The organism is Aliiroseovarius crassostreae (genome assembly GCF_049803815.1).
GTDB lineage: Bacteria > Pseudomonadota > Alphaproteobacteria > Rhodobacterales > Rhodobacteraceae > Aliiroseovarius > Aliiroseovarius crassostreae_A.
On record NZ_JBNAGI010000001.1, the window covers coordinates 676595 to 688003 of the forward strand.

Annotated in this window: 12 protein-coding genes; 6 read left to right on the plus strand and 6 right to left on the minus strand. The window is 62.0% G+C overall.

From position 1 onward, the window contains the following. Positions 1–246: 246 nt before the first annotated feature. Together panC and panB are read right to left on the minus strand one after the other, a co-directional pair. Complete coding sequence (gene panC / locus ACP15V_RS03260; RefSeq protein WP_424942716.1) at positions 247–1131, minus strand: pantoate--beta-alanine ligase; 885 nt, start codon at positions 1129–1131, stop codon at positions 247–249. A gap of 20 nt (positions 1132–1151) precedes the next feature. Then, positions 1152–1979, minus strand: coding sequence for a 3-methyl-2-oxobutanoate hydroxymethyltransferase (gene panB, locus ACP15V_RS03265; RefSeq protein ID WP_424942246.1), 828 nt, complete (start codon positions 1977–1979; stop codon positions 1152–1154). 184 nt (positions 1980–2163) lie between these two features. Here panB and ACP15V_RS03270 point away from each other — a divergent pair, with 184 nt between their 5' ends. Together ACP15V_RS03270 and ACP15V_RS03275 are read left to right on the plus strand one after the other, a co-directional pair. Beyond that, positions 2164–3108, plus strand: a complete 945-nt coding sequence (locus ACP15V_RS03270; RefSeq protein ID WP_424942247.1) for a DMT family transporter — start codon at positions 2164–2166, stop codon at positions 3106–3108. A 92-nt stretch (positions 3109–3200) separates the two neighbouring features. Further along, positions 3201–4682, plus strand: a complete 1482-nt coding sequence (locus ACP15V_RS03275; protein WP_424942248.1) for an ABC transporter substrate-binding protein — start codon at positions 3201–3203, stop codon at positions 4680–4682. Between the two features lie 363 nt (positions 4683–5045). On the opposite strand, the gene ACP15V_RS03280 is transcribed toward ACP15V_RS03275, so the two are convergent. Then, positions 5046–5939, minus strand: coding sequence for a DMT family transporter (locus ACP15V_RS03280; RefSeq protein WP_424942249.1), 894 nt, complete (start codon positions 5937–5939; stop codon positions 5046–5048). Between the two features lie 159 nt (positions 5940–6098). On the opposite strand from ACP15V_RS03280, the gene ACP15V_RS03285 reads away from it, so the two are divergent. Both ACP15V_RS03285 and ACP15V_RS03290 read left to right on the plus strand, forming a co-directional pair. Continuing rightward, a complete protein-coding gene (locus tag ACP15V_RS03285; RefSeq protein WP_424942250.1) occupies positions 6099–6713 on the plus strand; it encodes a c-type cytochrome in 615 nt (204 codons plus the stop codon). A 183-nt stretch (positions 6714–6896) separates the two neighbouring features. Further along, a complete protein-coding gene (locus tag ACP15V_RS03290; RefSeq protein WP_424942251.1) occupies positions 6897–8264 on the plus strand; it encodes a tryptophanase in 1368 nt (455 codons plus the stop codon). A gap of 84 nt (positions 8265–8348) precedes the next feature. On the opposite strand, the gene ACP15V_RS03295 is transcribed toward ACP15V_RS03290, so the two are convergent. Next, on the minus strand, positions 8349–9089 hold the full coding sequence (locus ACP15V_RS03295) for a YebC/PmpR family DNA-binding transcriptional regulator (RefSeq protein ID WP_424942252.1): 741 nt from the start codon (positions 9087–9089) through the stop codon (positions 8349–8351). Between the two features lie 107 nt (positions 9090–9196). Further along, entirely contained in the window at positions 9197–9652 is a 456-nt protein-coding gene (locus tag ACP15V_RS03300) for a hypothetical protein (protein ID WP_424942253.1), read from the minus strand. Positions 9653–9740: 88 nt separating this feature from the next. Between ACP15V_RS03300 and ACP15V_RS03305 the strand changes: the two genes are divergently transcribed. Further along, entirely contained in the window at positions 9741–10178 is a 438-nt protein-coding gene (locus ACP15V_RS03305; protein WP_424942254.1) for a MarR family winged helix-turn-helix transcriptional regulator, read from the plus strand. 43 nt (positions 10179–10221) lie between these two features. Here the strand turns inward: ACP15V_RS03305 and ACP15V_RS03310 are convergent, their stop codons facing one another. Further along, positions 10222–10674: an Lrp/AsnC family transcriptional regulator gene (locus ACP15V_RS03310; protein WP_424942255.1), complete on the minus strand. Its 453-nt coding sequence runs from the start codon at positions 10672–10674 to the stop codon at positions 10222–10224. 67 nt (positions 10675–10741) lie between these two features. Here ACP15V_RS03310 and ACP15V_RS03315 point away from each other — a divergent pair, with 67 nt between their 5' ends. Continuing rightward, entirely contained in the window at positions 10742–11365 is a 624-nt protein-coding gene (locus ACP15V_RS03315) for a LysE family translocator (protein WP_424942256.1), read from the plus strand. The last annotated feature ends 44 nt before the right edge of the window (positions 11366–11409 follow it).

The window sequence follows — 11409 nt, forward strand, 5'->3', positions numbered from 1 at the left end:
AGTTTCACACGCCCGAAAGGTAAAAGTTTAAAGTTTTACAGCCCACAAATCCTGCCCCACACCGCCAAGATCCGCCGCTCTCCGACTTCATTTTCTGGTCAAAAATATCCCGGGGTGAGCGAGCTTGCCTCGCGAGGGGCAGAGCCCCTCATCGCGACGCGCAGCGGCGCAAACAACACTGACCGAGCGCAGCGAGGCCACCAGAAGCACCGAGCCGAAGGCGAGGCCCCCGGACCGACAAAAAACTTACACAGCGATGTTATCAATCAGCCGTACGTCACCGAGCATTGCGGCAGCAAGCAGACGGGTCGGACGCGTGAGGTCAGCAACCGGGGCCAGCGTTTCGGCATCGCGCAGCTCAAGATATTCCACCGCGCCGTAGCCCGCATTTTCGATCTGCTGTTTGGCACTGTCGAGCACCACGCGGATCTCGGCACCCTTACGAATGGCTTTTGCCGCCCGGTCCATCTCGCGTTTGAGCGCCGGCGCAATCGCGCGTTCCGTGGGCGACAGGCGCACATTGCGCGAGGACATGGCCAGCCCATCTTCTTCGCGCACGGTCGGGCAGCCGACCACCTCGGTCTCAATATCCAGATCGCGCGACAGGCGGGTGACCAGCAACAGCTGTTGATAATCCTTCTGCCCGAAATAGGCGATGTCCGCGCGTGACTGCAAAAACAGTTTCGACACCACGGTGGCCACCCCGTCGAAATGACCGGGGCGATGCGCGCCTTCCAGGTCTTCGGTCAGGCCGGACACCCGCACATTGGTGGAAAACCCGTCGGGGTAAATCTGGTCTGGCGTGGGCACATAAAGCGCGTCGATGCCGTAAGGGGCAAGCTTGGCCGCGTCTTCCATTTCGGTGCGCGGGTATTTGTCCAGATCATCGGGGTTGTTGAACTGTTTCGGGTTCACAAAGATCGTCACGATCACCCGGTCCGCGCCCTTCTTGGCGGCCTCGACCAGCGACAGGTGCCCCGCGTGCAGCGCGCCCATGGTCGGCACCACGGCCACTTTTTCGCCTGCGAAAATCCACTTGCGGCGCAGGGTGCGCAGCGCGTCCTTGGTGCGCACGAGGGTCACATTCGCCGCCGCCTCGCCCAAGTGTTCGCCGATCCGTTCGCCCGCCATTTCACCCGTGATGTCACCCGTCATTTCTGCGCCACCTCGTCAGCAAAGACATGTTCTGGCGCGGGGAAGGTCCGTGCGCGCACTTCGGCGGCGTATGCCTTGATCGCCGCTTCGCCGTCAACGCCCAATGTGCCGAAGCGCTTGACGAATTTTGGTTTGAACGCGGTGAACAGACCCAGCATATCATCCACCACCAGCACCTGCCCGTCGCAGCCTTCCGAGGCGCCGATGCCGATGGTCGGGATTTGCAGCACCTCGGTGATCTCATCCGACAGGCCCTTGGGGGTCTTTTCCAAAACGACCGCAAAGGCCCCGGCCTCTTCCACCGCGCGCGCATCCGCCATCACCCGGTCACGATCTTCGCCGCGCCCCTGCACCTTATAGCCGCCCAGCGTGTTGATCGCCTGGGGCGTCAGGCCGATATGCGCCATCACCGGGATCGAGCGTGAGGTCAAAAAGCGGATCGTGTCGGCCATGCTCACGCCACCCTCAAGCTTCACCGCGTCCGCGCCGGTTTCGCGCATGATGCGCGCCGCGTTGCGAAACGCCTGTTCCGGGCTTTCTTCGTAAGACCCAAACGGCATGTCGATCACCAGCATCGGGCGGGTCAGCCCCCGGCGCACGGCGGCACCGTGCAGGCACATCATCTCCATCGTGACGCCCAGCGTGTCGGGCAGCCCGTGCAGCACCATGCCCACGCTGTCGCCGACCAGCACCACATCGACGTGGTCATTCATCATCTGCGCGGTGGGCGTGGTGTAGGCAGTCAGGGTGACAATCGGCGTGCCCCCTTTCATCGCGCGGATGTCGGATGGTGTAAGCGCCTTTGACTGGCTTGTGGCTGACATGGTGGCCCCCTCCCCGGGTTCTCGTGTCCTGTGACCCCCGGTTATACATGCCGCAGCGCAGAAAATCAAAAGCGACGTTGGGGGATAGGCGCGCGCGCCGTTGGTTTGGCCTGTCGGTTGACCTGTGGGTTGACTTGCACAAGGCGGGCTGGGACAAGGCGGGGGCCCAACCGATAGCGATAACATGACCCAGGCGCACGCCCCTTTCCCCCCCCAAGACGGCCCCGGCGCAGGGCGCGACCGGCTGGCGGGCATCGGCTTGCGCCTGTCGGCGGTGTTTCTGATGACCGGCATGTCGGCGGCCATTCATGCGGTGGCGGATCGGATCCCGGTGGGGCAGATCATGTTCTGGCGCGCGGGGTTCGCCATCCTGCCGATCCTTCTTTACATGATCTGGCGGCGGGAGTTTCCACAGGCCCTGACCACGCGCCGCCCGATGCTGCACCTGACCCGCGGGATTTTCGGAGCCATTTCAATGGCCTTGTCCTTTGTGTCGCTGGCCTATCTGCCGGTGGCCAACGCGCAGGCGCTGGCCTATCTCGCGCCCATTCTGGCGCTGCCGCTGGCGGTCGTGCTGTTGCAAGAGGTCTTGGCGCGCGTGGTGTTGGTGGCGGTGGGGATGAGTTTCCTCGGCATGATCGCCCTGTTGTGGGAGGCCTTTGCCCTGCCCGGCGACGGTGCGTGGATCGGTGTGGCCGCCGGGGTGGGCTTTGCCCTGACCATGGCGTTCATGCGGGTCCATGTGCGGCGGATGACCTTTACCGAGCGCCCCTCGACCATCGCGCTGTCTTTTGCGTTGATTTCGGCGCTTGGGGGATTGGCCACGCTGCCCTTTGGCTGGGTGGCGCTGGATCCGGGGCTTTTGACGTGGCTGGCCCTGGCCGGGGCGGTTGGCGGAGTCGGGCATATTCTGGCGACCGAGGCGATGGCCCGCGCGCCGGTATCGGTGCTGGCCCCGTTTGAATATACCGGGCTGATCTGGGCGCTGGGTTTTGACGCGGTCTTTTTTGGGCACCTGCCGGGCCTGTGGGGGTGGATCGGCACGATCACCATCACGGTGGCGGCGCTTTTGGTGACGTTTTTCCCCACCGGCACGTCGCCGGGCCCGGGCCGCCTGCGCGGAAAATGACGGCACCTGCGCGGACTTCCCCTTGCTTTGCCTGCCCCCCTCACGTTTCATGAGGGCGACCCACGCGCCTTTGCGCCACAAGGAGGACCGTCATGATCAAACGCACCCACACCCTTCGCACCACCGCTTGCGCTTTTGCGTTGATGGCGGGGTCGGCCATGGCCGGTTCCGATGCCATCACCCTAGGCATGGTGCTGGAACCCCCCAATCTGGACCCGACCGGTGGCGCGGCTGCGGCGATTGACGAGGTGGTTTACGCCAATGTTTTTGAGGGGCTGACGCGCTTTGGACCTGATGGATCCGTGCAGCCCGCACTGGCGCAAAGCTGGGACGTGAGCGAGGATGGCACGGTCTATACGTTCAAACTGCGCGAAGGTGTCACCTTCCATGATGGCAGCGAGATGAACGCGGACGACGTGGTGTTTACGCTGGATCGCGCGCGGGCCGAAGACAGCACCAATGCGCAAAAGGCGCTGTTTTCCGGGATCGACACGGTGCGCGCCGTGGACCCGCTGACGGTCGAGGTCACACTGTCCAAACCCAACGGCAACTTCCCCTTCAACATGGCCTGGGGCGACGCGGTGATCCTGGCACCTGAAAGCGCAGATCAAGCGGCCACCGCCCCGGTGGGCACCGGGCCGTTTACCTTTGGCAACTGGGCCAAGGGCGATCATGTGACCCTGGCGCGCAACCCGAACTATTGGGGCACGCAACCCGCGTTGGCCAAGGCGACTTTCAAATTCATCTCGGACCCGAACGCCGCCTTTGCCGCGATGATGGCAGGGGATGTGGACGCGTTTCCAAACTTCCCCGCGCCAGAAACGCTGGCGCAGTTTGAGGCCGACCCACGGTTTAACGTGATTGTTGGGTCGACCGAGGGCGAAACGATCCTGGCGATCAACAATAAGGCGCCGATGCTTGATGATGTGCGCATCCGCAAGGCGATTTCCCATGCGATCAACCGGCAGGACATTATTGATGGGGCGATGTTTGGCTATGGCACACCGATTGGCACCCATTACGCCCCGCATCAACCCGCCTATATGGACCTGACCGCGAACTCGGCCCACGACCCGGACCAATCCCGCGCGCTGCTGGCCGAGGCGGCACCCGACGGGGTGAAACTGCGCCTGATGCTGCCGCCCCCCGCCTATGCGCGGCGTGGAGGTGAAATCATCGCCGCCCAACTGCGCGACGTGGGGATCGAGACCGAAATCACCAACCTGGAATGGGCGCAATGGATCGAACAGGTGTTCAAGGGCAAGGATTTTGACCTGACCATTGTCAGCCATACCGAACCCGCCGACATCAATATCTATGCCCGGCCCGACTATTATTTCCAATACGACCGGCCCGAGTTCCAGGAGCTGAACGCCACGCTGGAAGTGACATCGGACCCCGACCAGCGCGCAGGGCTGCTGGCTGAAATGCAGCAAATCATTTCTGAAGATTACGTGAACGGATACCTCTTTCAATTGGCGAAAACCGGTGTCGCCAATGCGAAAATTCAGGGGCTTTGGGAAAACGCACCCACCCAGGCCAATGACCTGACCGGGGTCAGTTGGGCGGAGTGATCCTCTCCCAAAAGCCATAAACGGGGCGGCATCTGCGGCCCCGTTTTTTTCATCCGGATCGTTCATTCGGCTCAAGGGCGCTTTCGCTCGTGCTCAAGCGCGCTCAAGGTGGCCTCGCTGCGCTTGGAAAAGGGGCGCTGCCCCTCGGACTTCGTCCCTGGGCTCCGCCCGTTCTTCGGGCGAATTGATCCTCCGGATCAATTCCTGAAAGCCCTCGAACCCCGGGATATTGCGGGACCAAAGATGCCCCATGCGGCTTGCCATCTTTGGTCTTAAAATATCCCCGCCGGAGGCATTCCCGAGCCAGCGGCGCAGCCGATGGGGAGATCACATGTGCGCCGCAGGCGCTCCGATGATCAGGTCTCAGGCGCCGGTGGCGTCGGCGGGGGCCGCGCGGCGTTTCAGCATCGCTTCGCGCCAGGTGATGTAGGACACGGCGGACATGATCATCGCCGCGCCAAAAATCACCCAACCATCCACCGGTTCGCCAAAAAGCGTGTAGCCCATGATCACCGCCCAGATGATCTGGGTGAACGCCACCGGTTGCGTCACCGACACCGGCGCTTCGGCAAAGGCGCGCGACATGGCGTAATGCCCGCCGGTGGCAAAGCCTGCCACCGCGAGGAGCCAGATGAGCTGGGTCCAGCTTGGGGGCACCCAGACCATCCATGCAAACGGGATCAAGGCGACGGTCACGGTGATCGACATCATCGCCACCACCACCGCAGCCGAGGTGATCGAGGACAGGCGTTTGGCGATCAGGTAGGATCCGCCCAGCGCGATCGCGGTAAAGATCATCGCCAAATGCCCGGGGCCGAGCTCTCTCACCCCCGGGCGCAAGATCACCACCACGCCAAGGAAGGCCACCACGACGGCGACCATGCGGCGCCAGGAAAAGGTCTCGCCCAAAAACAGCGCCGCGCCCAGCATGACGTAGATCGGGTTGAGGTAATTCATCGCCGTCACCTCGGCCACGGTGATCTGGGTCATCGCGTAGAACCAGCACAGCACCGCCACCGTATGCACCACGCCGCGTCCGGCAAACAACGCCCATGTGCGGCGGTCAAACCGGGTGCGCACGACTCGCCCCAGCACGGGGGCGACGAAGATCAGCCCGAAGAGAAAGCGCAGGAAAGCCGCCTGGGTGGACGGCAAGGACTGCCCCACATGCTTCACCATCGCGTTCATGGCGACAAACAAGAGGCCCGCAGAGATCATCCAGGCGATACCATGAAGGGGGCGATGATTTTGGGTCATCCCGCGACATGACCTGAAGGTCAGGCAAAGCGCAAGCCCCCGGGTCCAATCGTCGCCGCGCCCTGTGGCAAAATGCGGGCCCCTCGGCCTCGGCAAGATTTGCTATCGTTCCCTCATCCGGCACCCCTCTGCGTTGCCACTTTGTGATAAGGAAGCCCCATGCGCCAGATTTCCCTAGCCGCCGCCAGCCTGATTGCCAGCTTTGCCCTTGTGGGCCACGCGTTGGCAGATGCAGACGACATTGCCACGTTGATGCAGGACACCTGCGCGCATTGTCATGGCGAAACGGGGGATGCCTCAAGCCGAACCTACCCGCGTCTTGCCGCCCAAAACCGGGCCTATCTGGAAAAGCAGCTGCGCAACTTTCGCGATGGCACGCGGGTCAGCGACATTATGAACGGCATGGCGGAACCGCTGACGGACGGGCAGATCGTAGCGCTGGCCGAGTTTTTCAGCGCGCAACCTGCGCAGAAGCACCGGGTGCGCTCGTCAAAGCAATCGCTCGCTGCGGTGGGGGCGTATATTTATCACGAGGGCAATGAGTTCACGCAGATCCCGCCCTGCGCCGATTGCCATGGCGAATTTGCCGCGGGGGACGAAAACCTGCCCCGGCTGGCCGGCCAGCACCGCCATTATGTGCTGGAGCAATTGCAGGCCTTTGAAAGCGGCACCCGCACCAATGACCACGCGATCATGCATTCGATCGCCAAGAACCTGACCGAGTTGGAGATGAACGCGGTGGCGCTTTATGTGAGCGGGTTGGGGGAGGAGTGAGCGCGCAACCGCCCCGCGCGTGGATGGGAACGGGGATATTGACTTGCCGCCCGGTTCTTGGTTCTTTGGGGCCGCAACAGATTGGGCGCTGAGCGCGGTCCGCATTGGGCAACCGCAGCGCTTCGGCCCTTTCGTGTGACCTGTTGCCGCGATCTCTTTTGGGCCGATCATAGGAGCCCAGAGATGAAAACCATCATTGAACCCTTTCGCATCAAATCCGTCGAACCGATCCGCATGACCACGCGGGCCGAGCGCGAGGCCCTGATCCGCGACGCCCATTACAACCTGTTTGGGCTGCATTCGGACGACGTGTTGATCGACCTTCTGACCGACAGCGGCACGGGCGCGATGAGCACCGCGCAGTGGGCGGCGGTGATGCGCGGGGATGAAAGCTATGCCGGGTCGCCCTCGTTCTACCGGTTCGAGGCGGCGGTGAAGGACCTGACCGGGTTTGCAAATATCATCCCCACCCATCAGGGCCGCGCGGCCGAGGCGATCTTGTTTTCGATCTTCGGCGGCCCGGGCAAGAACATCCCCAACAACACCCATTTCGACACGACGCGCGGCAATATCGAGGCCTCAGGCGCGGCGGCGCATGATCTGGTGATTGCCGAGGGGCAGGACCCGTCGAACCTGCACCCGTTCAAGGGCAATATGGATCTTGGCAAGCTGAAAACCTTTCTTGAGGCGCATGGCGACAGCGTGCCCTGCGTGATGATCACGATCACCAACAATGCGGGCGGCGGGCAGCCGGTCAGCCTGGAAAACATCCGCGCCACCGCGGCGCTGGCCCATGAATTCGGCAAGCCGTTCATCATCGACGGTTGCCGGTTTGCCGAAAACGCATGGTTCATCAAGCAGCGCGAACCCGGTCAGGCGGGCCGCTCGATCCCCGACATTGTGCGCGATTGCTTTTCGGTGGCTGATGGCATGACCATGAGCGCCAAAAAGGACGGGTTTGGCAATATTGGGGGCTGGCTTGCGCTGAACGACGATGATCTGGCGTTAGAGGCGCGCAACCACCTGATCCGCACAGAGGGCTTTCCAACCTATGGCGGGCTGTCCGGGCGCGATCTGGACGCGCTGGCGCAGGGCCTGACTGAAATCGTCAACGAGGATTATCTGCAATATCGCATCCGCACCAATGAATATATCGTCGAGCGGTTAGACGCGATGGGCATCCCGGTGGTCAAACCCGCAGGCGGGCACGCGGTGTTCATCGACGCGCGCGCCTGGTTGTCGCATATCCCGCCGCTGGAATACCCCGGTCAGGCGCTGGCTGTGGCTCTTTATGAACTGGGCGGCATTCGCGGGTGCGAAATCGGCACGGTGATGTTTGGCAAGCACCCGGATGGCCACGAAGCCCCCGCACCGATGGATCTGGTGCGCCTGGCCATCCCGCGGCGCACCTATACGCAAAGCCACGCGGATTACATTGTCGAAGTGTTCGAAGAGCTTGCCACGATCAAAGACGATCTGAGAGGGTATCGCATCACCCGGCAGCCCGATCTGATGCGCCATTTTACCTGTCGGTTCGAAAAGCTGGGGTGAGGGCCGCCCCGCGATCAACACGCGTAAACATCAAAAAACCCCGACCAATGGCCGGGGTTTTTATCTGTCGTCTGGTCGGCGCGATTACAGCTGCGCCAGCACCTCGTCCGAGGCTTCGAAGTTTGTGGTCACGCGTTGCACGTCGTCGTCATCTTCCAGCGCGTCCACCAGTTTCATCAGCTTCTGCATACTGTCCAGATCCAGCTCGGTGGTGATGTTGGGCTGCCAGATCAGCTTGGTCGATTCACTTTCGCCCAGAACCGCTTCCAGCGCGGTGGACACGTCGTTCAGGTCGGTATCGGCGCAGGTGATGCGGTGGTTTTCCTCGTCGCTTTCGCAATCTTCGGCCCCCGCTTCAATCGCGGCTTCCATCACCGTGTCTTCGTCGCCGACCGAGGCCGGATAGATCACCTCGCCCTTGCGGTCGAACATGAAGCCCACCGACCCGGTTTCGCCCAGGTTGCCGCCGTTTTTCGAAAAGGTCGAGCGCACGGTGGAGGCGGTGCGGTTCTTGTTGTCAGTCATGGCCTCGACAATCACCGCAACACCGTTCGGGCCATAGCCCTCATACCGGATCTCGTCATAGTTTTCGGCGTCGCCACCCTGCGATTTCTTGATCGCGCGATCGATCACATCCTTGGGCACCGATTGCGATTTCGCTTCTTTCACGGCCAGGCGCAGGCGCGGGTTTTTATCCGGGTCCGGGTCGCCCATCTTGGCGGCCACGGTGATCTCTTTTGCCAGTTTCGAGAAGAGTTTCGAGCGCAGCTTGTCCTGGCGACCTTTGCGGTGCTGGATGTTTGCCCATTTTGAGTGGCCCGCCATGGCGACCTCCGTAAATCATGCATGTCTGTATCAGTTGACGCGTTCAATACCCCATGCGGCGGGCGGGGGGCAAGGGGGGCATGGTCGCACAGGGATGGCCCCGGTCCTCAGGCCCTGCGCGCAAGGGCCTGACGGCGCTTCGCCGTCATCCGCCGCCCATCGCGAATGTTCAGCCCCATCAGGGTCAGGTTCATCCCACCGGCCAAGAGTTCGATCCCCTGCACCGTGTAGAACAGCGCGTCAAATTCCCCGGCATGGGCCTTGTGATCAAGGAAGAAAGCGGCGGGCAAGAGAACCCCCAGCCCGGCCAGCGCAATCACCGGCATCCGTTTCTGCTTGACCGCGATGATCGGCCCTTTGCGGGTTTTGCCCAGGGCCATGCCGGTGGCCCCCACGGTCGCCATTGCGGGGATCAACACGATCAGCCCGTAAAGCACAAAACGTTTGACCAAGGTGACGGTGTCATGGCCCGCGAACAGCTCGGTGATCAGGGTCGAGGACCAGAAGGTCAGGATGCAAAGGAAGGCGATGGTGCCTGCGGCGGCGTGCAATTTCGGTGTCATGACGGATCCTTTCCTATCGTGCACGATTCTTTTACATAGCTTGCTATATAATATTGCATAGCAGGCTATGTAAAGCTAAAACCCGTACATGCGGTTTCAAAAAGACATCTCGGCCGGCTATCTGGTCAATCACGTGGCGCGGCTGTTCGCCAAAGCCCTGCAACACCAGATCCGCGATCTGGGGCTGAGCGTGGGCCAGTTCCCGATCCTGTTGGAGCTGTGGGAACAGGACGGGCAAAGCCAGAAAGAGCTGGTGCAAAAGCTGGATCTGGAACAGGCCACGGTCGCCAACACGCTAAACCGCATGGAACGGGACGGGTTGTTGCGCCGGATGAAAGACCCCAGCGACGGGCGGGCGCAACGGATCTGGTTGACCGATCCGGCCAAGGCGCTGCGGGACCCGGCCTATGCGGCGGCCCACGCGGTCAACGCGCAGGCGCTTTCGGATTTGTCCGCCGACGAACAAGCGCAGTTTCTGGCGCTGACCCAGCGCGTTGTCACCCGGCTGCGTGAGGCATCCGATTAATCTGTTTTGGTTTTCCCGCGTGTCCGGTGAACCCCGCCCCCCCTTAGGCGCGCTCATCCTTGGGGGACCCCATCACCACATGGGTCACAATCTGGTGGACCTGCGGCAGGGTGCCGAGCTTTTCGGTGTGAAAGAGTTTGTAACTCGCCAGATCCTCGGTCTCGACCCGGAGCAGATATTCAACGGTGCCGGTGATATTGTGGCACTCGCGCACCTCGTCAAACCGGGTCATTGCCCGTTCAAACGCGTCCTGTGACGCCTTGGTGTGGTCATTCAGCCCGACGGTCACATAGGCGGCAAAGCCGTGGCCCATCGCCACCGGGTCCAGCACCGCGCGATAGCCTTTGATCACCCCTGCCCGTTCCAATTCCTGCACCCGGCGCAGGCAGGCGGAGGGCGACAGGCCCACGCGATCGGCAAGGTCGGTATTGGGCAGGCGACCATCGCGGGCGAGTTCACGCAATATTCTGCGGTTTATCTGATCAATCTTCGTCATCAGTTGCAAAGATAGCGCCATACTGCACAACTTTGCAATTCAGATGCGCGGGTTTTCCTCAACACTGATGTGGCACTCCAACAGCAAGGTCTTCCCCGTGAACTTCGACCTCTTTTCTGCCTTCCTCGCCTTCGCCTTTGTCTCGTCAATCACGCCGGGGCCAAACAACCTGATGCTGATGTCATCGGGCGCGAATTTCGGGTTTCACCGCACCATCCCGCATATGTTGGGCATCGGCATCGGGTTCACGGTGATGATTGTGCTGGTGGGCGCGGGGTTGATGCAGGTGTTTGACGCGGTTCCGGTCAGCTATCTGGTGCTGAAGGTATTGTCGGTCGCCTACCTTCTGTGGCTTGCCTGGAAAATCGCCCGCGCTGGCGAGCCGGGCCGGGGCAGCGCCGGGGCAAGGCCGATGACATTTTTACAGGCGGCGGCGTTTCAATGGGTCAACCCCAAGGCCTGGGCGATGGCGCTGACCGCGATTTCGGTCTATGCGCCGGACCGGTCGCTGCAGGCGGTGCTTCTGGTGGCGGTGATCTTTGGCGCGGTCAACCTGCCCAGCGTGTCGACCTGGACCCTTCTGGGCCAACAGATCCGCCGCGTTTTGACCAACCCCACGCGCCTCACCGCCTTCAACATCACCATGGCGGCGCTTCTGGTGGCATCGCTCTACCCGGTGCTTTTCGGCTAAGGTGTCACCTGCTGCCGCATTTTCCCCATGGTCAGAACTTCCCC

Bases quoted from the DNA above. Each gene is read 5' to 3' on its own strand.
- ACP15V_RS03300 (WP_424942253.1), bottom strand. From the start codon at position 9,652: ATGACACCGAAATTGCACGCCGCCGCAGGCACCATCGCCTTCCTTTGC.
- ACP15V_RS03315 (WP_424942256.1), top strand. From the start codon at position 10,742: ATGTGGCACTCCAACAGCAAGGTCTTCCCCGTGAACTTCGACCTCTTT.
- ACP15V_RS03280 (WP_424942249.1), bottom strand. From the start codon at position 5,939: ATGACCCAAAATCATCGCCCCCTTCATGGTATCGCCTGGATGATCTCT.
- ACP15V_RS03270 (WP_424942247.1), top strand. From the start codon at position 2,164: ATGACCCAGGCGCACGCCCCTTTCCCCCCCCAAGACGGCCCCGGCGCA.
- ACP15V_RS03310 (WP_424942255.1), bottom strand. From the start codon at position 10,674: ATGACGAAGATTGATCAGATAAACCGCAGAATATTGCGTGAACTCGCC.
- ACP15V_RS03275 (WP_424942248.1), top strand. From the start codon at position 3,201: ATGATCAAACGCACCCACACCCTTCGCACCACCGCTTGCGCTTTTGCG.
- ACP15V_RS03305 (WP_424942254.1), top strand. From the start codon at position 9,741: ATGCGGTTTCAAAAAGACATCTCGGCCGGCTATCTGGTCAATCACGTG.
- ACP15V_RS03295 (WP_424942252.1), bottom strand. From the start codon at position 9,089: ATGGCGGGCCACTCAAAATGGGCAAACATCCAGCACCGCAAAGGTCGC.
- ACP15V_RS03290 (WP_424942251.1), top strand. From the start codon at position 6,897: ATGAAAACCATCATTGAACCCTTTCGCATCAAATCCGTCGAACCGATC.
- panB (WP_424942246.1), bottom strand. From the start codon at position 1,979: ATGTCAGCCACAAGCCAGTCAAAGGCGCTTACACCATCCGACATCCGC.
- panC (WP_424942716.1), bottom strand. From the start codon at position 1,131: ATGGCGGGCGAACGGATCGGCGAACACTTGGGCGAGGCGGCGGCGAAT.
- ACP15V_RS03285 (WP_424942250.1), top strand. From the start codon at position 6,099: ATGCGCCAGATTTCCCTAGCCGCCGCCAGCCTGATTGCCAGCTTTGCC.